Source organism: Candidatus Phytoplasma solani (genome assembly GCF_040126175.1).
Classification (GTDB): domain Bacteria; phylum Bacillota_I; class Bacilli_A; order Acholeplasmatales; family Acholeplasmataceae; genus Phytoplasma; species Phytoplasma solani_A.
This window is the reverse complement of record NZ_CP155828.1, coordinates 182,419-209,023: the sequence shown is the minus strand read 5'-3', so window position 1 is coordinate 209,023 and position 26,605 is coordinate 182,419. Positions and strand designations below refer to the sequence as shown.

The following is a 26,605-nucleotide window of genomic DNA, read 5'->3' as shown; positions in this document are numbered from 1 at the left end:
CCCCGCATATTAAATTTACGTAAATTAATATTTGACAGATTTTTTTTATTCAAATACGTATTTTTTTAATCTCTTAAATTATAAATAATTAAAATTTAATTGTTTCTTTGTTAAGATTCCATAAAATAATTTTTCTTTTTTGAAGTAAATCAGAATACATTTGTTCATGGTTATCTTTTAATTTTAAAAAATAATATTCTAAATTTTTATTTGGAAGCAAAGGAGATTGACATACTTCTTTAAAATACACATTAAATAAATCATAAATCAAAGAAGACCAGTCAAACTTTAATTTTAAATTTTTAGTCATTAAACGCCAATAAAGCATTTTTTCTAAATAAGGAGATAAATCTGTTTCATTACAATAATAATTTAGAAAATCATTGAGAGTATGGGGTGATTCATTATCTAGGTAACAAATAGATCTATTAAAAAAATTATTTTCTCCAAATTCATTTTGAGTCATAAGTTCTGGAGGATTATAAGGTTGATTTGTCAAAATTAAATTGTAATTAGCTTTGGATACTATCCAACCATATTTCTTTTTTACAGTTCGAGAATTATTTTGATATTCTATCACACCAATATTTTCTTGTCCTCCCCCCCATTTTAACTTGTAGCCCCCTAATAATTCATATTGTTTTTTTAAATCTTGTTTTAAAAAATAATTTTTTCTGTTTTTATAATCTACTACTTGGGGAGATAATTTTTGAAATAAATTATATTCACGAATAGTATTGGCTTCTGAATCAAAATATTTTAAGTAAGGTTTTGTAGAAACTTTAGGTATTTCTTGTTCTGAAATATTTAATTTTTCCATAATTAAAACTAAAGGATTATTTTTTAGATAAAGTGTTTTACCAAATGAACTATTTTGACTTATTTTTAGAAATGATGTTGATAAATCACAATTCAAAAAAAAATTATTTTTGAAAACCACTAGGATTTCTAAAAATAAAATAAAAACTGTTAAATTAAAAATTATTTTGAAAATATTTTTACAAAAATATAAATCAAATATATTCCAAATTACAATCTTTTTCATTGATATAGTGTTGACCCTTTGGAAAATAATTTTTGAAATATTGTTTTATTAATACTCATCACACCCCATTCTTAATAAGATTTACACGGAAACATTTTAATATTTAAAATATCACAAAATAATCGCAAATTAAAAGAATAAACGGAAACATTTTCATGTCTCCATTCTTTTAATTCATGTTTTTTAGAATAATCTATTTAGCAATCAAGAGGAATAAAAACTAGTCGATTAGAACCGCCGCTACTATTGGCTAAGCGATATTAAAAATAAAAACAATATTTTAATTTTAAAAGACATAAAACATCCTAATATTTTATTTCTTTTTTTGTTTTTAAAAAATAAACATTTTTATCAAAACATGCTTCTATTATATAAACAGGGCGCCAAAGATGCCTAATTATCGTGTTATTTTACCAGTAACCAGTGTGATAAACACTGAAAGAATATGATCTCGGTTCGTTAAACGAAAGAATAATGGATTAAAGCAGACCATAAAAGCGAGTTTGAGATGAAATAGTTAGTCAAAAGGACGCCGCGCAATCAAATTGTCCCCACGGATAAGCCTGCAATGGCCTAAGAAGAAAAAAAGATGTAATCTAACAACCTGTTATGCAAACTAATGAAATCATACAGCCCAGAGACTATCAATATATAGACTCTGTATTGGATAGTTTATCAATTAAAGAAAACCTGGAATCTCACCGACAGTCAAGAAAGACATAAAAACATAAACGGTCAATTCGCCTAACGGACAAAGGTAGATAATTAATCTTTTTAAGATAATCTTAAAAAAACGCAAAATTATGAAAAAATGAAATATTTAAACAAATAACACGAGTTTTTAATATTATTCTATGAGTATATATATTATGACAATTATAAACGCAAAATGAAAATTCTAAATTATTTATCTCCAATAAAATATAAAAAAATATTTTAAATATTTTTTTGAAAATATAACATCTAAAACTTCTTTATAATAGATTTTAACGTCGTTTTAGATAGCTATTTTAATAAATCCATCAAATAACATTTTTATAATCTTTTTAAAAGGTTATATTTTTTGCTTTTTAAAAAAACCTAATAATCATATTTTTAATAAAAGTATATATTTTTTTGAAAAATAAGTGTTTTAACTGTTATATTTTATTGTGATTTACAAAATTAGATACATTCCAAAAAAACAAGGTAAAAACTAACAAATCAGTTCCGCGGATTTATATATAAATATAAAGTAAATTATTTATCAACTAAAATACTCAAAAATTTTTTAAATTTGTTAAAAAAATAAAATGTGTTTTTTTACTACAATTACTTTTTTTCTATTGCATACTAAAAATAATAGTAAACAATTTTTTTAAGGCTTGCTTTTACCATCTTAAAAAGTGTTGTTCTTCTTCCAATTCATTTATTAATACAAAACTTATCCTATTATAAACCAGCCTCACTACACATTAAAAATAATTTAAAAATTAGTTTCATTATGTTATTTTTTTAAAATGTCTTTAAATTGAAAAAAAATATTATTAATGATTTTAATCAACAGTTTTTTCCAATTTTTTTATTTTATTACAAAAATTTATTAACTGAATTTTGCGTAAAAAGAGTCTTAGAATTTTTTTTATATTTTATAAAATCTTTTAAAAAAATTTTATCAATTTCCATCATTTTTTCTATTGGTAAATCTTTTTCTTCAAACCACTTTAAACTTTTAACTTCTGTTTTTTGAGCCTTGATTTTTCCTTCTGTTGCAGTAACTACAAAACCCAAAACAATAGGATAAATAATATCACCATTAGGGTAAATGATTTTTATTTTTTCGCCTGAATAAGTTTTAAAAGAGTGCATTTCTAATGCTTTTAAATTAGTTTCTTCTTTTAATTCTCTTAATGCAGTTTCTTTACCTGTTTCTCCTAAATCCATCGCTCCACCATGAAGACCCCAAATTTTAAAATCATTTCTAAATTGCAATAAATATTTTTCATTTTCGTAAACAATAATTGAAGCTCCTGGTGAAAATAAAGGTTCATGACCTATTTTTTGACGTATTTTTTCCAAATAACTCACTTTAAAATATCTCTTTTCTGTTATTTTTTTATATTTTTTTGTAATTTATCTTAAAAGAAATTTTTATATAGATTTATTTTTCAAAGAAAAAAATTTTATTAAAAAAATTATTTTTTTAAACATTTCATACAATTAACTAAAAAAATGACTTTTAATTATTCAAATAGATGAAACAAATCTTTAATTTTAACAAAACATTAGTAGTATTTAATCTCGTTATCTTAAGTATTTTTAATTTAGAAAAAAGTGACAAACAAGAAAAAATTATTTCTACCACTATCTTATTGTAACAAATTTTTTTAAAATATTATTTTTTACCAACTTTTATTTATTTTTTTGCCATTACTCCAAATAATAATTATTTGAACTAAATTATTACTTTTTGCCAAACTTTTTATTGTTGGTTAAACTACAAAAAATCAGAAGACCAACTGAAAATATAAAAAAAGATAAATTTTGCACAATATAAATTATTTTATTATCGATTTTTAAAAACATTTGACATAAATATTTTTTTATGTTATATTATTGTATTGCTAATTAAGTAAATATTTTAGTAATTTAACAGTCTTAGAGATAAAATAACTAATTTTATCTATGTTGTTAGTTTTTGAAAAAATTTTATTGTTATTTCAAATACTGTTTTATCCCTTAATTAATAATTAAAATAGAAAAGAGGTTAAAAAATAATTATGTCTTGTTTAGTGGAAATTAAAAATTTACAAAAAAAATCATGATCAAATTATTTTTACAAGATATCAATTTAAAAATCCAAGATAAAGAAATTATGACTATTATTAGTCATTCTGGTTCTGAAAAATCAACTTTATTAAAATGTCTTAATTTATTAGAAAAACCTGATGAAGGAACTATTTTAATCGATAACCAAAATAATTTAGATGCAAAAATGTCTTTATCCGAACTAAGGACTAAAGTTGATATGGTATTTCAAAGTTTTAATTTATTCGTAGGAAGAACTATTTTAGAAAATTGTTATTTAGCTCCTATGAAAGTTTTAAAACTAAGTCGCAAACAAACAGAACAAAGATCTTTGGAAAAATTAAAAGAGGTTAATTTAGGAAATTTTGTCAATTATCAAGTAGAATTTTTATCAGGCGGTCAAAAACAACGTGTCGCTATTGCTTGTGCTTTATGTATGAAACCTCAAATTCTTTTATTAGATGAACCAACTTCATCTTTAGATCCTGGTTCTACAGAAAAAGTCCTAAAAACTTTACAAAAACTATCTGATAATAAAAAAAATAACTTTAATTAGTGCAACACATGAAATGCGTTTTGCCAAAAAAATTTCTCATACAATTTGTTTTTTAGAAAAAGGGGGATTAGTGAAACAAGGAACTCCTAAACAAATTTTTGAAACTGATAAATATCCAAAATCTAAATCTTTTTTTGAAGAATTTTAATTTTTCTTTTAATTTTTAAAATATCTAAAAAAAAATAAAAATGAAAGATAATTTATGAAAAAAAAGATAATAAATTATTATATTAAAAATTATTACTTTTATTAGTGTTTTATTTTTAGGAAATTAGTTTGTTTTGGCAAAAAAATCATCTCAAAAAGAACAAAAAAAATTGCCTTATTGTAGGAACTATGTTTTCTGCTCCTTTTATTTTTGATAGTTTTAAAGATATAGACGCCGCAAACAATAAACATGAACAAGAAAATGAAGATTTTATTAATGGTTCTAATATTCTTTTGTGTAAAAAAATAGCTGAAAAAATAAATAAAAAAATAGTTGTTAAAGTTTATAGCAATATAGCAGGAATGACAGCTGATTTGAAAAATGGACAAATTGATTTTATGATTTGTTGTCTGAATGCAACTAATGAAAGAAAAGAAAAATTTTTAAATTTAGAATATTCTTTGCCTAAAGTGAGTGCCTTAATAAAATAAAAAAAGATATGTTTTCTAATCCAGAAAATGCACAAAAATTAACTAATTTAAAAATAAACAAAACTTATGATAAAATTAATCCAAAAGTTATTTCTATTTTAAACTCTTGCGCTATCACAATCCATTAAAAGATTACCCCCAACAAAGACTTAAATAAATTAGAAGTTAAATAAAGTTTGTTTGGGGAAGATATTGCGGGGTGTTATGGAAATATGAAAAAAGGAATCGCTCATATTTATGTTTCAGATGATGCTAATGTCCAAGATATATTTGAAAAAGATAAAAATAAACGGTTTATAGTTTTACCTTTAGATAATGATGATTCTTTCAAACAACTCGGAAATTATTCTTTTTTTATAAAAAAAAGAAAATCCTATTTATAAAACATTAAAAACACATTTAAACGATTTAATAGGAAATACAGGCATTAAAAAAACAAAAAATTATGAAACAAATTTTGGAGTACCAGCGAAAATTCATTATAAACTTGTTCAACAAAAAAATAGATGAAAGTAAAAATAATAGTTTTTTAAAAAAAGTATGGTTAACTTTACCCTCGTATAAAGAAAGTTTTTTGATATCTTTTATTAGCTATTGATAGTTTGATTGCAGGCTGTTTATTTACTTTAATTTTAGCAAGATTTAAAATTTTTATTGAAAATCTTCGAAAAACAAGTAAAAAAATTATTATATTTTGCTATTTAACATTTAATTTTATATTAGATAAAATTATTTATTTTTTGCAGTCAATTCCAATCGCCATTCAAGCATTATTTTTTTATTATTCGTTGATTAATTTTTTTTGATGTTTTTAAAGGTGATTTAGATCCTTTTTTTATACTTGCTTTGATTGTCATTTCGTTAAACACTATAGCAAATTTAACTAATATTATGATGCCCCACAATATTAAATTATTAGATCAAGGACAAATCGAAGCGGCTGTATTCCTTAGGAATGAATCAAAAACAAGTTTTTCGTTATATTTTTTTAAACAAGATTTAAAAATGACTTATCCTTCTGTTTGAAACCAGTTTATTATTAATATCAAAGATACTGCTTTATTTTCGATTATTGGTTTAAATTAGTCTTTTGTGGAAAGCACAACGCAATATATCTATTAATTTTGATTATAAAACTCCTTTCTTTGTTGTAAGTGTTATTTATTTAATTTTAGTTAGTTTGACTAACTATATAATTAAGCGAAATGTTATAAAAAAATAAAATTTATTTAATTAAAATTTTTAGATGTGTATGAAAAAATCGACAAATAACAAAATCTTTAATAGTAGTAAAATACGCTTGAATTTATTTATTGTTTTGAAATTTAGGATAATTCTTTTTATAATATACATAGTTTAATTTCAATATCGTGAAAATATTTAATATTTTATTTTTTCCATTTATAAATGTTTTTTTAAACCAGAAAATGTCCTAAATAAAAAATTTTTATTAAAAATTTTAATTTTTCTTTATTTTAAATGTTTATTAACTTTAAGACTAATCTTTTATTTTGATAAAATATTAAAATGATTTACTTAATTTTCTTTTTTAGGGTTAAAAAAAGCAATTAAACCTTTACCAATTAAATTAAAAGATAAACTAGTTAAAAGAATAACAATAAAGGGACCAAAAAATAAATGAGGATAAAAACGCATATCACTTTTAGAAGAACTTAAAATATTACCCCATTCTGGAAGAGTAGGATCAAGTCCTAAACCGATAAAACCTAGTCCTGAAATAGTAAGAATTATAGTTGCCATACAAATACTTATTCTTGCAATAACAATGGGATAAAGATGAGGAACAAGATGTTTAACAATAATTAAAAATTGACTAGCGCCTAAAGCTTTTGAAGCTTTAATGAAATCCTTTTGTTTAATTTTTAAAGTATTGGCTCTAATAATACGGATAAAGCTAGGAATATTAGAAACACTTAAGACAATAATCAATGATAGTTTGCTTTTTTGTAAAAAAAACATAATAATAATGGATAAAATAACATCTGGAAAAACGACTAAAATATCACATATAAAATTAATTATATTATCGATAATACCGCGAAAATAACCAGAGATAATCCCTAAAAAACTACCGATTAAACTGCCTAAACAAACAGCATAAAAACCAATAGTTAAAGAAATTTTAGCCCCTTCTAAAACACGGCTAAATAAGTCATAACCGGTAGAGTCTGTTCCCATCAAGTGTTTAAAACTAAAACTTTGTAAACGTTTAAAAGAAGATTTATAAGGATCTTTATAAAAAGGTGTCAAAGGAAACAAATAAATAGTTAAAAATAAAATAATTAAAAAAAGACTACCAAAAAAAATATTTTTATTTTTAATCAAAATTTTAAAACTTTTTTTATAATTAAATTTCATTATTGTTTTTTTACTTTCTAGCATATTTTCATCCTTTTTTATTTATTTTAGGATCCAACAAAAGATAAATTAAATCTAAAAATAAATTCCAAATAGCAATTACTAAAGCTAATAAAATAATGCAACATTGAATTACAGGATAATTTCTTTCTTCGAAGGCGGTAATCATGAGATTTCCAACACCTTTAATGTTGAAAATATATTCAACAATAATCGAACCACCAATTAAAAAACTAAGAATTAAACCAATGTGGGCGACAATCGGAATTAAAGCATTTTTCAAAGCATGTTTAAAAATAATTTTGGATTTCGAAAGACCTTTAGCATAAGCAACAGTAATATAAGGTTGTCCTAAAACATCTAGCATTGTTGTTTGAGCGGTTTTAAAAACTGAAGAGGCTATTACCAAAGATAAAGTTAAAACTGGCAAAAACATGTGTCGATAAGTGTCAAAACCTGAAATGGGAAAAAGTCCGGCATAATATCCTAAAGTTATTTGCAACAAAAAACCAATAACAAAAGTAGGTGCCGAAATCAAAATAATTGCAATTAAATCAATAATTAAACTTTTTTTAGTACCTGCATAAAAAGCAGCTAATACTCCGAAAAAAATACCTATCAAAGAGCCAAAAAAACAACTTAAAAAAGCTAATAAAAAAGTATTTTTAAAAGCTTTAAAAAAAAGAGTTAAAGCACTTTCTTTATTTCCAGCATAAGATTTACCAAAATCAAATTCAAAAAAAATATTTTGCAAATAATTTGAAAATTGCTGTAATAAAGGTTTATCTATTCCTAATTCTTTTTCGTAAATCACTCTTTGTTCTTTAGTTGGACCTTTTTGGCCAAACATGGCAGAAACAGGATCGCCAGGAACTAATTTCAAAGTAAAAAAAATAATGAATATTACTGTTATAAACAATATTGCGGTATAAAAAAATTTTTTTAAAATATATTTTGTCAAAAAAAGGCTCCTCGCAAATTTAGAATATAAGTTTGTATTTAGTTCATACAAAAATGATAAAATATTTTTATAAAATTTAAATTAATAATTTGTATTTTCTTATTTTTTTGTAAGTTTTGTTATTAATTGCTTCCACAAAACACGGTATAAACAATTATTTAAAACATACCGTGTTGAAAAAAAGCAAGTTAATTGGCAAAATATTTTATTTTAAGAAGATAAAAAAAATAGTTTTTAGAATTAAAAATAACTAGTTTGATAAGCGAATTAAAAAAATACTTTCAAGATAATACTATTTTTCTTTTCTAATATCAGTAAATTCCAATCTCGAAAAAGCATCTGTTGTAAAACCTTGTTTAATATGATTTGAAGTAATAAAATAAGAAGGAGAGGTGTATAAAGGAATGACATAAACATTATCATGGATGTATTTACTTACTTCTTTGACTAAATTAGTGTATTTGACTTTATCAAAAGATTTTTGTACTTCAATTAATTTATTTTCAATGGAAAGTTTATCGCTTTCATCAACATGGCAAAAATTAGACGTGTTATTGTTGGTTAAAAAATAATCACTTAAAGATTTATGACCGTATTCCATTTCATGGTTTTCACCTAAAAAAAGCATATTAAAATCAGAATTATCTTCTATCATCTTTTGCGTAACCATATTAAATTCTAATTGAACAAATTCAACTTTAAAACCAACGTCTCTTAATTGTTCAATAATTTTAGGTTGAAAAGTTAAAGGACCTGAACTTGCAGCTATTTTTAATTTTTTTTGCGTTTCGTTTAAAGTATTAACATATGTTTTAGCTTGTGTTAAATCTAAAACATATTTTAAATCTGAATTATAACCTACCAAAGAAGGTGGTAAATAACTATCTAAAACTTTTGACGGTAAATCTAACTCTTGTTTAATTTTGTTAGTGTCAATTGTTTGACTAATTGCTTGTCTAGTTTGCAAAGGAGTGGTTTTTTTGTTAATATAAATATAGCTACAACTGACAGAATCATTTTCAACTACCGTCACTTTATTGCCAAGCTTTTTTTTAATATCTTTAATTTTACTTGCAGGATAACTAATAGAATCAAATTCACCCTTTTCTAATTTTTGTAAATTAGTGTCATCGTCTTTAGAAACGATAAAATTAACTTTTTTAAGACTATTTTGGATTCTTGTTTTATCATAATAAGAATCAAATAATAAAAAATTTAGTTTATCATCTTTTTCATAATTAACTAATTTATAAGGGCCTGATCCCACTTGTAAAGCTTTTTTCATTTCAGTTTCATTTGTGGCTGCTAAAATGGTTTCCTTACTTAAAACTCTAAAAAAGTTATAAAATTTAAAATCATACCACATATTATCTTCTTTTAATATAACTTCAAATGTTTTATCATCTTTTTTAGTAATTGAATCAATTTCTTGAAATTGTTTATGTTCGTTTGTTTTTGCTCTTTCAAAAGTAAAAATGACGTCATCTGTTTTTAAAGGTTTGCCATTGTGAAAAAAGATATCATTTTTTAAAGTAAATGTTAGTTTTTTGCCTTCTTTTTGAGGAAGCAAAGCTAATCTAGATTCTACTTGGCCATTTTTTGTTTTATATAACAAAGTATCATGTATCATTGAAAAAACATTGTATGAATATGAAGAATTAGTTATACTTTCCATAGTTACATCAAACCCTTTGGTATCACAAGGAACAGCAATATTTACTGTATTTTTATCGAAAATGTCGTTTTTTAAAGGTTTATAAATCATCAATAATGTAATAATGATGCCACAAACAACAAACAAACTACTTCCAATAATCATTCCTTTTTTATGTTTTTTGTAAAAATTTTTGAATTTGGTTAAATCCATATTTTATTTTTTCTCCTTTTGTTTTGATATTAATAGCAGCTTGATATTAATAGCAGCTTTTCAAAAAATAACTACTATTAAATACAATTATACATCAAAAACAAAAAAAAGTTAACTTATAAACAATAAAAAATTAAACTTTTAAAATTTGATTTTTTTTAATTTTAATTTAAAAATATTTTGGTTATTTAATAATTGATAAAATTTTTTTGTTTTATTAAAAAAATATTTGTTAATTTTTTTAAACTCTTTACTAATTAGCAACTAAGACCTGTTTTCAAAAAATTAGCTAACAAATTTTTAGTATAAGGGTGTTGTGGATTGTTTAAAATTTGTTGAGTGGGTGCACTTTCTACTATTTTCCCCTGATGCATCACAATCACATCATCAGCCACTTGAGAGACTACCCCTAAATCATGAGTAATAAACAAAACAGCAGTTTTTTCCTCTTTTTGCAAATCACTAATTAAATTAAGGATTTCTTTTTGCACAATCACATCCAAAGCAGTAGTAGCTTCATCGGCAATTAAAAGTTTAGGTTGACAAACTAACGCCATTGCAATCATGATTCTTTGACACATCCCGCCTGATAATTGATGTGGATAAGAATTCATGATTCTTTGAATATTAGGTATTTTAACTTTTTTTAAAATTTCACAACTTTTTTGATAAGCCTTTTGTGCGTTTATATTGCGATGCAACATTAAAACTTCTATAATTTGGTTTTTAATTTTAAAAACAGGATTTAAGCTGGTAGTCGGATCTTGAAAAATCATAGCTATTTCATTTCCGCGTATTTTTTGCATTTCTTTTTCCCCGAATTCCGAAATCACTTGTTGATCGAAAATAATTTTACCTTGATGGATTTTTTGATTTTTTTCAAATAATTGCAAAATAGACATCGCTGTTTGACTTTTACCACTTCCTGATTCTCCAACTATACCTAGGGTTTTTTCTTTTTGAACTTCAAAAGAAACTCCACAAACTGCCTTAATTAACTCTTTTTGAGTCTGAAAATAAGTATGTAAATTTTTAACTTGTAATAAACTCATATTTTGGTTTTTCCTTTAGGTTTATTTTTTAAAGTACAAGCCACAAAGTGATTAAAATCTACTTGATACCAATCTAAATCTTGAGTGGTGGTTGGAAATAAAAATGAAAAATCTTGATATTCATACTTAATTTCATAATCTGGAAGAGATTGGTTTTGAATTGGTAATTTAGGAATAGCATTTAGTAATTGTTTGGTGTAAGGATGATAAGGATTTTTAAACATATCTTCTGTTTTGGCAAGTTCAATTGTTTTACCTAAATACATCACACAAATACGATCACTTAAAAAACGAGCAACTCCTAGGTCATGAGTAATAAATAAAAAAGTAAGTTGAAATTCTTTTTTCAAATCATTAATCAGTTTTAATATTTGTGCTTGAATTGAAACATCTAAAGCTGAAACTATTTCATCACAAACAACAAATTGAGGCTTAATAACCAAAGCACGTGCAATAGCAATTCTTTGCCTTTGACCACCTGATAATTGATGCGGATAGCGGTTATAAAAAGAAAGATCAATGCCGCATTTTTGCATTATTTCTAAAATCATTTTTTTATATACCGAATCTTTTTTATTTTTAACCATTTTATGAATCAAAAGTCCTTCACCAATAATATCAGATATTTTAAAAAGGGGGTCAAGAGAAGAAAAAGGATCTTGAAAAATGATTTGTAAATCTTTGCGTAAAAAACGTTTTTGTTTGTTGCTAATTGCAGTTAAATCCACATTTATTTTGTTATTTTGATGATAAAAAACATGACCTGAGGTTGGATTTTGTAGTTGCAAAATCACCTGTCCTAAAGTAGATTTGCCTGAACCAGAACCCCCTACAACAGCTAAAGTTTCACCTTTAAAAATATTTAAATTAATATTTTGGTTAGCTTTTAAAAATTCATCTTCTTGTAAAAAATTCTTTTTAACAACAAAATATTTTGATAGATTTTTAATTTCAATTAAAATCTGATTGATAATAGCCATTTTTTCTCCTAATTTTTTTTGTTTTTTGAAAATATTTTTTTAAGAAATTCTTTTTTCAAATTGAATTTCTTGTTTAATTTTTTTACTTATTTTTTTGTAATGACCGTTAATTTCTTGTGTTTTTTTGTATTTTTGCTGAAATAATGATAATTGTAACATTATTTTTTTAAACTTTTCTTTCCAAAAAGATATTTTAATTTTTTGATGCAAAAATTTTTGATTATACTTAATCTTTTTATTAATTACAATAATTTTTTTCTTGTTGTTTATTTCTTTTTGGGCAAATATTTTTAAAATATTTTCTTTGTGAAAAATAAAATTTTTAAAAATTTCATTATTTTTTTTCTTAATGGTTATTTTTTTATTTTCAAAAAATAATTTTTCTTTTTGAGAAAATTTATCTAAATTCTTTTTTTGTAAAAAAATTAATTTTTTTTTCAAATCTTTTTGTTGTGTTTCCCAAAATTGTTTTAAATTGATTAACACATCTTCAAGGTTATCATTCAATAAAACTATTTTTTGTTGCATTGATTTTGAACTTTTTTCTAATTCTTTTTCTTTTTGAATTTTCTTTTTTTTAATTTCTTGCAAAAATGCTTTTTCTTTTTGCAAGAATATTTTTTCAACAAAAAAATCTAAAGAATTCATAAATTTATCTTTGATTAAAAAGTTTGTATCAAACAAATAATAGTCAATTGATTGTTTTTCTTTTTGTTGAATTGATTGTTGTCTTTCTAAATTTAAAAAAAATTTATTTTGTTTAATAAAATTATTTTGATAACGATAATAAAAAAAAATAACTTGAAGAGTTTTGTTTAAAATTTTTTTCCAAATTTTGAAAAAAAGGGGAGAATAAAATTTTTTAACAACTGATAAAGGTTGTAATTTTGTGATTTTGGTTTCTAAAGGACAATATTTCCATAAAAAGAAAAGTTTTTGAAATAACCCTTTAATTTCATTAATTTTTTGTTGATGTTTTAAATTATATTTTTGTTTTTTTTTATAATAATCATTTTTTATTTTGATTACTTTTTGAGAAAAATAATTACTTTGTTGATTAAATTTTTCTTTTTTAAGGTTGATTTGACGATAAATTTGTTCCAATGGGGTTTGAATTTGATGTCCATCATTATTTTGAATTTTTTCACTAATAAAAAATAATTGTTTTTCATAAAAAATAATTATTTGTTTGATAATTTCAATTTTATCTAAAATTTGTTGTTTTTTAAAGAAATACTTTTTTTCATTAAGCAAACAAAAATTATAAAATTGTTCTTCTATAATTTTAACAAAATCATTATTGATCATTTGTTGAAACTTATTTATAATATTTTCTTCTAAAAGACAAATTTTATTACTACAAAAAGTCTCAAAAAAACTAATTTTTTGTTTTAATTGCTCCAAAATAACAATATTTTGATTGTTTATTGATTTTATTTTCTTTACAGAGTCTGATAATGTAGTTAAAAGTTGCATTTCTTCAAAAAGTTGTTTTTTCCAAAGATAATTAATATATATATTGTGTAAACTAATATCTTTTAAATAAAAATGCTTTTTTTTTACTTCATTTAATTGATAAATAATTAAATTATCTTGTTGCAACAATTCATAATTTGTGATTTGATTGTCTAAAAAACTAATTTCTTTTTTTAAATCCATTATTTTAGTTAAATCATTAAAATGAATTTTTATTTTTTCTAACTTCAATTGTAAAGCAATGCTTTTATTTTTAAATTCAAAGGCTGTTTTATTATGAAAAAAATCATGGTAGTAATCACTTTGAATAGAATTGTTTTCTAATTCTAAAATTAACATAATTTTACGATAAGAAAAAAAAGTTTCTTGATAATCTTTTTCATTATCAAAAATAGAATTATCTCGCAAATGTAAATTACGAATAATTTGAATTTGTAATTTAACATCATTTATTTTTTGCTCAAATAAATATTTAATTTTTTGCTCTTGATAATAATAATTTTTTATTAAATTTTTTCGATATTTTTGATAAATTTCTTCTTTTTTTTCTTTTTCTAAATGTAATTGATTAATGGCTTTATAATGGTTGATATTAATAAAATTATATTTTTTTTTCCATAAAGTTATTTCTTTTAAATAAGTTAATTCATTTTCTTGATTGCGAGAATAAAGTTTATTTTTTTGATTTTGAATATCTGAACCAAAAGAATTATAAAAAAAATGACAAAATGGTAGATTTAAAAAAGTAATAGGTCTTATCTTGCAAAAAAAATTTTCTTTTTGTAATTTAATTTTAATTTTGCTTTTTTCATAATCATTTTTAATCGAATCAAAGATTTGATCGTGAAAATTTAATTTTATTTGGTATATTTTGTGGATTTTATTAATATTTTTTTGATATAACTCTATTTTATTATTGTATATTTTTTCAATATTGGCTAAATTGTCTATTTTTTTAATTTCTAAAGCTTTTAATTCTAAACCTAATTGTTTATTGAGATTTTTATGTTTTTGATTTAATTTAAAATCTGTATTATAAAAATTTTGTTTTAACAGCTGATTATCAGAATTCTTTTTTTCTTCTAATTGTTTTTTTTGTTTTTCGAGATGAATTAATAAATTATTAATATTATTGTTTTTATCGGTTAATTGAGTTAAAAGATGTATTTTTTTTTTATGATTTTGCTTTTTGTAATATTCAATTTCTTTTTGAAAAATTTTCATTAAATGTTTAATTTTGACTTGATTTTTGTTTTTTTGAACACTAATCTCTTTGTTAAAAAAATCTTTTATTTTAACCTTTTTAAGAGTGTTTTTTTGCAAAATAATATTTTTTTGTTTTACTAATTGTTTGATTTTTTCATCAAGAACAGTAAATATTTTAAAATATTTTTTTTTAATTGTTTTTGTATATGATTCGTACTTATCTTTTAATATTTGTATATCATCATTTAAATCATTATTTTTTTTAGATTCATTGATAGATGTTATTTTTATCTGTATAATTGTTTTTTTTAATTCTTGTAAAAAAGGAGAAAAAACATCATTTTTTTTTCGCTTTTTTTTAAACAAAGATAATAATTTATTATAAAAAAACATAAATTTTCCTTTAATTTTAACTTAATAAGAAATTTTTGATTAAAAATTATTTAATTTTTAAATTTTCTAAGAGTTTCATCTTTAAAATATACATCATTACCTTTAGTATAACACAATTAAACTTAATTTAAAATTAAAATCACAAAACATGAATAAAATTTTTTATTTTATTTCAAAGATATTATCTTAACAAAAAAAATATTTACTTATTTCATAAGGGCGCCAAAGATGCTTAATTATCGTGTTATCTAACCAATAACCAGTGCGATAAACACTGAAAGAATATGGGGTTGGTTTACTTAACAAAAGACAAATGAATTACAGCAAACCATAAAAGCGAGTTGAGATGAAGTAGTTGTTAATCAATATGACCCCCCGCAATCAAATTGTCCCATGGATAAGCCTGCGCAATGGCCTAAGAAGAAAAGAAGATGTAATAAAATAACCTGTTATGCAAACTACTGAAGTCATTCAGTCCAGAATCTATCAATAGAAAAGTTTCGTATTGGATAGTTTATCAATAAAGAAAACCTGGAATCTCACCGACAGTCAGGAAAGACATAAAAACATAAACGGTTACTGCACCTAAAGGACAAAGGTCGATAATTAGAGTAACTTGGAGAATCGGGCGAGAAAGATGCCTAATTTACTAAGGAATTAACCACTCCCACACACAAGATAATATGTGACATCACGATCTCGGTTTTCGGAACGAAAGAACCAAAAATTACAGCAGAGATTGAAAGCGGATTGAAGGGAAACTATTACCTAAGACGATCCCGCAAGATGATATTCCTATGGATAAGCTCTGAAATGAGTCTAAGAGAATAAAAAAATGTAATCAAGTAACTCAGAGATAATAGCAAAAGACTCTGAAATTAGCTATTTAGATATCAAGGATTCTAATATCTAAAATTATCAAGTAAAAAAGCTAATTATTCACCTGGCTCAACGGTATTTACCTAAGCTAAGGTCATCTCACCTAAAGGAATTGGTCGTAAATTAGAGTAACTTCTATCTCCCTAAAAATCACTAGGTAACTAGTTAAAATATCATTAAGTTGGTAGATTCAAGGGAAAAGCATAACCGTAGTAGTCGTAGAAAGTTCAAAGTTAATTTTGGAATAAATTAATGCACTGACCTACCAAAGAAAGGGATAACAACCCTCACAAGGCGAAAGGGGAACCAAATTTCAGCTTTAATTCTGGATGAAGAAAGGAGTTGATAAGTATGTCAACAACTGAATTATTAACAAATAATTCTAAGCTTTCTACAGAATTGAAGCAACTCAATGAGATTGCAAAAAATTCAAAAATTGCAAATTGTAAACGATTCCAAAAAATTACCAACCTTGAAGAGAGTTATTTCGTAGCTTTTAACAAAATAAGTAATAACAAGAGAGCGGGCACATCAGGAATAGATGGGGAAACAATCGATGGATATACGTTAAAAGATATCCAACACATCCGACAACTGGTAAGGGAAAACAAATATATACCCAAACCCGTGAAATATGTAGAAATCCCCAAAAGCAATGGCAAAACAAGACCAACTTGGACTACCTACCATAAAAGATAGAGTAGTACAAGAAATCATACGTATGCAACTCGAAGCAGTCTATGAACCCACGTTTTCCGAATGGAGCTACGGATTCCGTCCTAAAAAAACCTGTCAAGATGCTTTAAAGCGTTTTGAACAAAGATTTCAAGGGATAAACTACTTCGTCAAAATTGACTTAAAAGATTTTTTCGGAACAGTTAATCACGAAACTCTAATCAAATTACTCCAAAAAAGCATTAAAAAGCATAAACTCATTAAAATGATTTATAAAATGTTAAAAAGTGGAGTAATGAAACAAGGGAAATATAGAACCAACATATTCAGGAACCCCGCAAGAAGGCATTATCTCACCCATCCTGTCAAACATCATGTTAAATGAATTAGATAACTTCATCGAGGATAAATTAAAAAAAAGTCATCAATGGGGAGATGGAAAAGTAAAATAAACCCTGAATATAGCCAGAAATCGAGACTTATGGCAAAAGAAAAGAAGGTAAATGGAACAACAGACAAATATCAAGAGTTTAAAAAACAACTTAAAGAAGTTTGTATCAATTCCAAGAAACCAACTAGACTTGAATATATTAGATATGCAGACGATTTTATCATTGGAATAAGTTCAGACAATATAACACTTGCATACAAAGTAATGGATACGATTAAGAATTACTTACAAGAAGAACTAAAATTAGTCGTATCCACTGAAAAATCTACAATCTCGAAAAGCAAAAAAGGAGTAGAATTTCTGGGATATGACCTATCAGTCAATCCCATCGAAAACTAAAACCCAAAGGGGACTACAAGATCCTAAACTAAACGGAAGAACAAGATTAAAAATCAACAAAGCAAAAGTTGAAAAATACGCTTTGAATAACCGAAAGGGTCAACAAGAAGAAAAAAATCAAACACCAAGAGGATCTCCACTCTTTTGAATTGTTAGAAATTATCAGAAGTTACAAAGCAAGACTAAGAGGGTTTACGAATTACTATGCCTACGCAGGTAATATAGCCCAATTAGGAAAGTTATACTACATCGCAACTTATTCACTCCTGAAAACATTTGCAAGAAAGTTTAGTACTTCCGTCGCAAAAGTGCGGAAGAAATACAACATACCTAAAACTAAAACATTCGGAATAAAATACAAGACCAAGAATAAAATCAAAGTCATGTGTGAAATTTGGGAAACCTTTAATTGGGGTAAGGTAAAGATGAAACGCAATTTTAAATGCGAGGACTCAATACCAAATCCCAATATCTATAAAGGACGCACCAAATTATTCGACAGGCTAGGGGCTGAGACATGCGAGAAATGTGGAAAAAGTAATCAAAAATTACAAATTCACCACAAAAAAACAGTAAGAAATAAAAACTAGCAAAGCGTTCGTAATAAAGAAACGAAAGCTTTGTGTATCACATGCCACACACCAATAACTCAACAACAAATACTAAATTTTAGAACAAACATCAAGAAATAATTCATAAATAAATAAACGCAATCCATAAAGCTAGAAACTTGGAACCGCCGTGTGCTTGGAAACTTTGCTCGCACGGTGGTGTGTGGGGCTCATGGTAATAAGATTAAACTCTGAAACGCCATGATTCTATCACGATCTAAAGCCAAGTCATTAAATTGATAAATTGGAAAATAAAAGCCCCAATAGCCAAGGATAAAGAAGCTATTTAGTAGTCGTAGAAAGTTCAAAGTTAATTTTGGAATAAATTAACACATTGACCTACCTGGGCGAAGGTTAACGACCTTCACAAGGCGAAAATAGCTAGTAATTTATTGAAACGGAAATAAATTATGGAAAACCGTGTGCTTGGAAACTTGCTCGCACGGTTTGGACGGGGGTGATTGTAAATAAAACAGCAAAGACAAATCACTGAATAAAACACAATTAATCTATCCGTATAAAAATAACAACTTTATTAAAAATATTTTGTAATAATTACTTTTGAAAATACTAATATTTTTTTCTTAGGTGGGTATTAAGGAATAAGACAGTAGAGAAATAAAGCATGCACAAGTTATATGGCAAAGGTGTTAGAATAACTCTCCTTAATATTCAATGATTTCGATTTTATTTAATGATTTAAAAAAAGCTTTGTTCGCTTATCATCTATTCTTTTCAAGAATAAAAACGTATTTTTTATTTAATCAAAAATTTAATCTAGTGGGGGGGGGACACAATTGACTATCTTTAATTCTTGTATTGTTTTTTTCATTTTTTTTATTACTTCTAGTTTTTTTGAATTATTGTGAAAGTTTAAAATTATTAAACACATTTTTTTATTACTCTTTTTTTATCACAACTTAGAAAAACAAAAAAACTAAACTGTTTATTTTAATAAACAATTTAGTTTTTGATTTTCAATATTTTTTTGGTTAGGTACCTTATTTATATTATTAAAAATTATTATTTATCATAAAATTACCAACATTCGCTATGTTGAATCATAATGATTTATTTTATTGTGTTTACAAAAGTACAAAGATTAAAACCATAATTATTAAAATCTGCAATCTCTGAAAATTCTTGTTTTTTGTTGTATGAAATATAAGATGTTTTTGTTTCTTCTGTTGACAAAATATCATTGTATTTTCCAATTTTTTCTAATTGATGATCGCCGTTGTATATAAATTTATATAAACATTTGAATTCATCTTGAAAACTATATTTTTTTATATAAAATAATAAATTTTTATTACTGTAAACAGGGATATAAATATCACCTTCAAAACCTAAAAAAAATTCTTGAATTTTTATCAATTTACCTTCATCGTTATGACTATTTACAAATTTAAAAAATGGTTTTTTATTTTCTTCTGGAAGATATATTTCAATAACTTGTAATTTTTTTTTATCGTCACTGTATACATAAAAAAATTTATATTTTAACGAACCATCAGGATTATATTGTTGCATAGTCATTAATCTTCCTTCAAAATCATAATGATGAACAAATTTATAATCATAACAATTAATATCATTGCTTTGTTTAAATTCTACACAACCCAGAGTATTAAATTGATTGACAAAAAAGGATGGCATTGGAATATCATCATCCAAAAAAGTTGTCATAATGGGATTCATTTTTTGAATTAGTTCTTTTGATAAATTTTTATTTTCTAGTTTTTGTATTTCTGTAATAGCGAAAACAAAATTATTAAACGATAAAACACAAGGTAATAAAACAATAATTATAAATAATAATTTAAATTTTATTTTGTTATTTCTCATCATAATATTTCTCATCATAAATAAAACTTCTCCTTATTTTTAGTTTTTATAAGAAAACCCATTTAAAATGTTGTTAACAAGTAAAAATTATCAAAATATATTATATTAAAGTTTGATTTTCCTATATGCATATTATAACATATCTAATTAATGTGCATATCTTGAAATTACTAAATTTTAGATAAAAAAGTGATTGATAAAGAAATTAAAAAAATCATAAAAACATAACAAAAAACAAGTAAAAATCTTAGAAAATTAATTTTTCTGATCGTTAAACTTTTTTTGATGTATATATAATATATTATAATTAATAGTATTTTTTATAGAAATTGCTATTAAAAAAAATACAAAAGGAATAAAAATTCATGATAATAAAACAATTTTTAATAAAAAAAACAAAATAATTATTATAATTACTTACATTTGGCTTTATTAATTCATCAACAAACAATAAACCACTCCACCCTAACAAAACATACAAGAAAAAATTAAATTATATCAAAACTTGAATAAAGATTTTTCTAATTCATTTTTATTCCATCTAAAACTCTAAGTATTTCATTCAAACCGAAATATTTACTTTTGCATTTAATTCATTGCGAAAACCATAATAAGAAAGAAGAACAAAAAAAAGATAATTTAATCGCCTTAGGGATGGTTGTAATGTTAGTTGTGTTTGCATCACTTATAATTTAGAAAGTTTGAGTTGGTAAAAAAGTTACTAAAACGGTTGAAACAAATGAAACTACAAAAAAAGACACTATCAAATCAGCTCCAAAAACTCCTGAAGAAGCAGTAGCTGAAAAAGTAGAAGTTCTTGAAGTTATAACAACTATTGAAATTGTAGATAACTTAAATTCAGAACCAAATCAAAAATAATAAAAAAAGAAAATCAAACATTATAAGATAAAATAGCAAATCAACTTTTAGAATAAGAAACAATTACGAAAGAAGAAATTGAAAAATTAGTTTAAATAAATTATAAATTGTATTAACAATGAAACATAAAAATAAAAACTATTTGTAATTTTAATTAAAAAAAAGGAGACCCTTAAAAAGTCTCTTTTTTTGTTGATTGATTGAAGTTTTTTAAGCCATGTTTTGAATTAAAATTAAAAACTAAATCAATTATAATTTAAATTTTAGTTAAAAAAAATGTTTCAACGACAACAAGGCGCACCCCAAATGCTACAACAAATTATAAAATAAAAAAGTTTTATTTTTACTTTCTTTCAAAAAACCAAAAATAATTTAAAAATTATTGAGAAACTCATCGAATTTTTGCAGTAACTATATTTTTTTTTGAACTTTTTTTAAATTTAATTTTTATAAAATTTTTTAACATTATTTTTTTATTTTACTTATTATAAAAAAAATTAAAATGGTAACAATTGAAATAATTGCAATAAGTGTTATTTTGTCTTGAAAAAACGATAATAAAGGGTTTGAAAAAGGTGTTATTTGATAATTTTCAAGAAAATTTTTAATTTTTTGTTGTATTTTATTTTCGTTGGAGTCCGTTTTTTTTAATTCTTGTTTGACAAGAACTAGTAATTCTTTGTGAATAGTGTTGATTTTGTTTAATGGTATGTTTTTATATAATTTTTTTTCTATTAATAATTGATCGATATTTTCAGACATTTCATTTTGAAAATTATTAATTATTCTGATTTCGTTTTCATCTATTGTTTTTTGAATTTCTTGGTTAATTTGTTCCAAAGAAACCCTAGGCTGAAATAATTCTGATTTTACCTTATCAGTAATAATGTTTTTAATTTCTTTTTGAGTAAAATGAGGATAACGGAAATTAAAGTAATTTAAGTTTTGTTTCCATTTATTATTAATTATTTTTAGCAACTGATAGTTTTTGATATTTTCAAAATTATTGTAAATTATTTCGATATCCATATCTTTTAAACTTAATGGTAATAAATATAATTCATTATTTTTATTATATAGTAGTTTTTTTAAATGTGAAATTTGATTGTTTTCAAACCAAGGATGATTGATTTTAAAATTATTTACTAATTCTTTAATTTTATTTTGGATGATGTTTTTTTTGTTTTCTAAAATTTTTTGGTGGATATTTTCTAAAATACTATTTTCTATTTCACTTATAGAATGGTAGGGTTTTTGAAAATTTTTATCTATTTCTTGTGTAATAATTGTTTTTAATGTTTCGGTCAAAAACCAAGAATTTGGAAATGGATTTTCAGTATTAATTTTGTTATTTAGGTTGTTTTTTAGTTGTTGAATGTGTTCATCAATTATTTGTTGAATTTGATTTGAAGTTATATCTTTTTGTTTAGCAGAAAAATAAATTTTTTCTAAAAATTCTTGTTTTTGTAAAAAAGGATATTTTTGATTCATATTTGTTATTAGATTTTGAGCAAAAGCCATGTTTTCAGCTATTTTATTAATATTCCAAATAAAATAAATTTTTTTAGTATTTTTTTTTCTAATATCCAAAAATTCTTCTAAAGTTGTAGATTCATACATTTTAGTAGTTTCTTGAGTTGGGTTTTCATCTTCAAAATAAAAACCTAATAATTCAGGTGGTAAAAAATTGAGAGTTCCATAAAATTTTTGAATTTTATCTGGATTTTTAGAAAAGTTGATAATTTGAATTTTTTGATCATTTGAATTATAAACTTTTTGTTTTAAGGAATGAGAATTTCCGAAAATCAAATCAAAATACTGTTTTTCTTTGCTATTATAAAGTGTATTTGTATCTCGATAAATATGTTGAATTGGAATATTTTTATATTCTTTTAAATTTTCTAAATCTGTCAATAAATATTTGGTATGCTCGTGTGGGCCCCAATTAAATTTTTGATTCATTTGTGTAGATAAAGATAATTGCAAATCAATAGGCAAAATATTTAAATGATCATGACTAATAGCTTTGATAGCAGCTTGGTCTAAAATATCTGTTAATTTTCTTTGGGTTTTGAGGGTTTCATCATCGTATTTTTCTGTAATTTCAATTATTTTATCTAAATATTGGTATGCTCGAATATCTATTTGATATGATGATGCTAAAGTTTTGAGGAATTTGGTTCTATCTGAAACATTTAATAAATCTATTTTAATATGTCTACTAAAACGACTCAAAATAGCGGGATCGATTTCATCTTTATAATTGGTAGCTCCAATTAAAAAAACAGGATGTTTCGAATCCGTTTTAAAACCTTCTGTTTGGGTTAAAAAAGCTGCAATCATGTTATCGTGATCAGAATGAGAATTTTTATTGTTCACACGACTACGAAAAACACTTTCACATTCATCAATAAAAATGATGCTAGGAGATTCTTTACGAGCTTCTTCAAAGATTTCATTAATTAATTTCGGACCTTCTCCCAAATAAGTTTTTGAAAAATCACTAGAATTAAGAGCAAAAAATGGTAAATTGGCTTCTTTAGAAATTACTTGGGCTAAAAAGGTTTTTCCTGTTCCTGGAGGACCATATAATAAAACTCCTTTCGGGGGTTTTTTAACTCCTATTTTTTTATATTTATCAGGATTTTTTAAATAATGTAAAAATTCTTTTAGTTGTGATATTTCTTCTTGAAAACCAATTACTTCCCTTAAAGTTGGTAGTTTAGAAGCATCAACTTTAAATTTTTTAGGATTTTCTAATTTATTAATGATTTTATTTTTTTCTTCTTTTTTAAGTTTATTTGTCAATTTATTAATGTGTTTATTTGAATTTTCGATTGAATTATTTAGGATTTGATGAGATGCATTAATTGTTAAAATAGTTTGTTTTGCAAAATCTTTCATGTTTTGATTTTGTTCTTGAAGTTGATTGTCTTTATTTTTTAATTCTGTTTGAATATTTGTATATTTAGATTGTAAATCATTAAAAGATGTTTGATTATTAGAAATTAAAGTTTTTTGAAGTTGAATTTGATTTTGTAATTCATTTTTTTCAGATAAAGAAATATTAGTTATTTTTTTTAATTCTGCTTCTTTATTGTTTAATTTTGTTTTAAATGATTCAATATCAATGTTTAAATTCGATATTTCGAGTTCTTGTTTTTCAAATTGTTTTTTTAAATTATCGATTTCATTATTTAATTCTTTTTTTTGTTGTTCAGTTAAATTTTTATTTTCTAAGATTTCTTTTTGTTTTTCTTTAATTTGTTCTTCTAAAAAAGTGTTAGTTTGTAGTTGTTTTTGAATTTTAGTTGTTTGAAAGTTAATTTGAGTTTCTTGTTCTTGGAGTTTAATTCTTTGTTCTTGAAGTTGATTGTCTTTATTTTTTAATTCTGTTTGAATATTTGTATATTTAGATTGTAAATCATTAAAAGATGTTTGATTATTAGAAATTAAAGTTTTTTGAAGTTGAATTTGATTTTGTAATTCATTTTTTTCAGATAAAGAAATATTAGTTATTTTTTTTAATTCTGCTTCTTTATTGTTTAATTTTGTTTTAAATGATTCAATATCAATGTTTAAATTCGATATTTCAAGTTCTTGTTTTTCAAATTGTTTTTTTAAATTATCGATTTCATTATTTAATTCTTTTTTTTGTTGTTCAGTTAAATTTTTATTTTCTAAGATTTCTTTTTGTTTTTCTTTGATTTGTTCTTCTAAAAAAGTGTTAGTTTGTAGTTGTTTTTGAATTTTAGTTGTTTGAAAGTTAATTTGAGTTTCTTGTTCTTGGAGTTTAATTCTTTGTTCTTGAAGTTGATTGTCTTTATTTTTTAATTCTGTTTGAATATTTGTATATTTAGATTGTAAATCATTAAAAAATGTTTGATTATTAGAAATTAAAGTTTTTTGAAGTTGAATTTGATTTTGTAATTCATTTTTTTCAGATAAAGAAATATTAGTTATTTTTTTTAATTCTGCTTCTTTATTGTTTAATTTTGTTTTAAATGATTCAATATCGATGTTTAAATTCGATATTTCGAGTTCTTGTTTTTCAAATTGTTTTTTTAAATTATCGATTTCATTATTTAATTCTTTTTTTTGTTGTTCAGTTAAATTTTTATTTTCTAAGATTTCTTTTTGTTTTTCTTTGATTTGTTCTTCTAAAAAAATGTTAGTTTGTAGTTGTTTTTGAATTTTAGTTGTTTGAAAGTTAATTTGAGTTTCTTGTTCTTGGAGTTTAATTCTTTGTTCTTGAAGTTGATTGTCTTTATTTTTTAATTCTGTTTGAATATTTGTATATTTAGATTGTAAATCATTAAAAGATGTTTGATTATTAGAAATTAAAGTTTTTTGAAGTTGAATTTGATTTTGTAATTCATTTTTTTCAGATAAAGAAATATTAGTTATTTTTTTTAATTCTGCTTCTTTATTGTTTAATTTTGTTTTAAATGATTCAATATCAATGTTTAAATTTGATATTTCGAGTTCTTGTTTTTCAAATTGTTTTTTTAAATTATCGATTTTATTATTTAATTCTTTTTTTTGTTGTTCAGTTAAATTTTTATTTTCTAAGATTTCTTTTTGTTTTTCTTTGATTTGTTCTTCTAAAAAAGTGTTAGTTTGTAGTTGTTTTTGAATTTTAGTTGTTTGAAAGTTAATTTGAGTTTCTTGTTCTTGGAGTTTAATTCTTTGTTCTTGAAGTTGATTGTCTTTATTTTTTAATTCTGTTTGAATATTTGTATATTTAGATTGTAAATCATTAAAAGATGTTTGATTATTAGAAATTAAAGTTTTTTGAAGTTGAATTTGATTTTGTAATTCATTTTTTTCAGATAAAGAAATATTAGTTATTTTTTTTAATTCTACTTCTTTATTGTTTAATTCTGTTTTAAATGATTCAATATCAATGTTTAAATTTGATATTTCGAGTTCTTGTTTTTCAAATTGTTTTTTTAAATTATCGATTTTATTATTTAATTCTTTTTTTTGTTGTTCAGTTAAATTTTTGTTTTCTAATATTTCTTTTTGTTTTACTTTAATTTGTTCTTCTAAAAAAGTATTAGTTTGTAGTTGTTTTTGAATTTTAATTGTTTGAAGGTTAATTTGAGTTTCTTGGATGAGAATATCAGAGTAATTATCAATAAAAAATTGTAAATATGTTTTTGAAATAATAGAAAAATTTCGTGGCGTCCAAGAATGCCAAAAAGACCCACTAGGGGTATTAAAATTTTGTTTTTTAGCATTTAAATAATGATTATAATTAATATAATCATTTTTATCTCCTATGAAAACCAACATACATTCATTAATGCTGGAAATTGTTTGTTGAATAGAACTACTAAAATCTGATAAAAGATTGTAACGTTCTATCAAATATAAATTATTTATTAAAGTATTGTTTTTTTGTTCGTCATCGATATAAAAATTTTTTTGAAATTCTTGAGCAATTATTTGAATTATTTTAGTTAATAATTCATGATTATTTCTTAATTTAGGAAAAGTATTTTTTAATTTTTGAACAATATCAAAATCATCTATATTTTTAAGCATATTCTTGGAGATATTAGATTTAAATGGTGTTT

18 protein-coding genes are annotated in these 26,605 nt (G+C 23.3%); 8 read left to right on the top strand and 10 right to left on the bottom strand.

Features of this window, described 5'->3' with window-relative positions; all coding sequences use genetic code 11:
- Positions 1-88: 88 nt before the first annotated feature.
- Positions 89-1,045 (bottom strand): hypothetical protein, encoded by a 957-nt coding sequence (locus PSOL_RS01045; protein ID WP_349402099.1) that lies wholly within the window; start codon positions 1,043-1,045, stop codon positions 89-91.
- Between the two features lie 1,569 nt (positions 1,046-2,614).
- Positions 2,615-3,112, bottom strand: coding sequence for an NUDIX hydrolase (locus tag PSOL_RS01040; protein ID WP_349402098.1), 498 nt, complete (start codon positions 3,110-3,112; stop codon positions 2,615-2,617).
- 167 nt (positions 3,113-3,279) lie between these two features.
- On the opposite strand from PSOL_RS01040, the gene PSOL_RS01035 reads away from it, so the two are divergent.
- From PSOL_RS01035 to PSOL_RS01020, 4 genes are all read left to right on the top strand, one after another.
- Positions 3,280-3,402: a hypothetical protein gene (locus PSOL_RS01035; RefSeq protein WP_349402097.1), complete on the top strand. Its 123-nt coding sequence runs from the start codon at positions 3,280-3,282 to the stop codon at positions 3,400-3,402.
- A gap of 443 nt (positions 3,403-3,845) precedes the next feature.
- Positions 3,846-4,388 (top strand): ATP-binding cassette domain-containing protein, encoded by a 543-nt coding sequence (locus tag PSOL_RS01030; RefSeq protein ID WP_349402096.1) that lies wholly within the window; start codon positions 3,846-3,848, stop codon positions 4,386-4,388.
- 276 nt (positions 4,389-4,664) lie between these two features.
- Positions 4,665-5,027, top strand: coding sequence for a transporter substrate-binding domain-containing protein (locus PSOL_RS01025; protein ID WP_349402095.1), 363 nt, complete (start codon positions 4,665-4,667; stop codon positions 5,025-5,027).
- 212 nt (positions 5,028-5,239) lie between these two features.
- On the top strand, positions 5,240-5,410 hold the full coding sequence (locus PSOL_RS01020) for a hypothetical protein (protein WP_349402094.1): 171 nt from the start codon (positions 5,240-5,242) through the stop codon (positions 5,408-5,410).
- 1,153 nt (positions 5,411-6,563) lie between these two features.
- On the opposite strand, the gene PSOL_RS01015 is transcribed toward PSOL_RS01020, so the two are convergent.
- From PSOL_RS01015 to PSOL_RS00990, 6 genes are all read right to left on the bottom strand, one after another.
- Positions 6,564-7,430, bottom strand: coding sequence for an ABC transporter permease (locus tag PSOL_RS01015; RefSeq protein ID WP_434062262.1), 867 nt, complete (start codon positions 7,428-7,430; stop codon positions 6,564-6,566).
- Positions 7,431-7,434: 4 nt separating this feature from the next.
- Positions 7,435-8,367 carry an ABC transporter permease gene (locus PSOL_RS01010; protein ID WP_349402093.1) on the bottom strand — a complete coding sequence of 311 codons (933 nt, stop codon included), beginning with the start codon at positions 8,365-8,367 and terminating at the stop codon, positions 7,435-7,437.
- A gap of 292 nt (positions 8,368-8,659) precedes the next feature.
- Positions 8,660-10,234, bottom strand: coding sequence for an ABC transporter substrate-binding protein (locus PSOL_RS01005; RefSeq protein ID WP_349402092.1), 1,575 nt, complete (start codon positions 10,232-10,234; stop codon positions 8,660-8,662).
- 257 nt (positions 10,235-10,491) lie between these two features.
- Complete coding sequence (locus PSOL_RS01000; RefSeq protein WP_349402091.1) at positions 10,492-11,286, bottom strand: ABC transporter ATP-binding protein; 795 nt, start codon at positions 11,284-11,286, stop codon at positions 10,492-10,494.
- Positions 11,283-12,266: an ATP-binding cassette domain-containing protein gene (locus tag PSOL_RS00995; RefSeq protein ID WP_349402090.1), complete on the bottom strand. Its 984-nt coding sequence runs from the start codon at positions 12,264-12,266 to the stop codon at positions 11,283-11,285. Before PSOL_RS00995 ends, PSOL_RS01000 begins: the two co-directional genes overlap by 4 nt.
- A 39-nt stretch (positions 12,267-12,305) precedes the next feature.
- The gene (locus PSOL_RS00990) at positions 12,306-15,341 is read right to left on the bottom strand and encodes a cytadherence high molecular weight protein 2 (RefSeq protein ID WP_349402089.1); all 3,036 of its coding nucleotides are present in this window, start codon (positions 15,339-15,341) and stop codon (positions 12,306-12,308) included.
- Positions 15,342-16,571: 1,230 nt separating this feature from the next.
- Here PSOL_RS00990 and PSOL_RS00985 point away from each other — a divergent pair.
- From PSOL_RS00985 to PSOL_RS00970, 4 genes are all read left to right on the top strand, one after another.
- A complete protein-coding gene (locus PSOL_RS00985; protein ID WP_349402088.1) occupies positions 16,572-16,919 on the top strand; it encodes a hypothetical protein in 348 nt (115 codons plus the stop codon).
- Positions 16,876-17,280 (top strand): reverse transcriptase/maturase family protein, encoded by a 405-nt coding sequence (locus PSOL_RS00980; protein WP_349402087.1) that lies wholly within the window; start codon positions 16,876-16,878, stop codon positions 17,278-17,280. Before PSOL_RS00985 ends, PSOL_RS00980 begins: the two co-directional genes overlap by 44 nt.
- Positions 17,281-17,322: 42 nt before the next feature.
- Positions 17,323-17,685, top strand: coding sequence for a reverse transcriptase domain-containing protein (locus tag PSOL_RS00975; protein WP_349402086.1), 363 nt, complete (start codon positions 17,323-17,325; stop codon positions 17,683-17,685).
- Between the two features lie 149 nt (positions 17,686-17,834).
- Positions 17,835-18,275, top strand: coding sequence for a group II intron reverse transcriptase/maturase (locus PSOL_RS00970; protein ID WP_349402085.1), 441 nt, complete (start codon positions 17,835-17,837; stop codon positions 18,273-18,275).
- A 1,092-nt stretch (positions 18,276-19,367) separates the two neighbouring features.
- Here the strand turns inward: PSOL_RS00970 and PSOL_RS00965 are convergent.
- Entirely contained in the window at positions 19,368-20,162 is a 795-nt protein-coding gene (locus tag PSOL_RS00965; RefSeq protein ID WP_349402084.1) for a hypothetical protein, read from the bottom strand.
- Positions 20,163-21,488: 1,326 nt separating this feature from the next.
- A complete protein-coding gene (locus PSOL_RS00960; protein ID WP_349402083.1) occupies positions 21,489-26,573 on the bottom strand; it encodes an AAA family ATPase in 5,085 nt (1,694 codons plus the stop codon).
- Positions 26,574-26,605 lie beyond the last annotated feature (32 nt).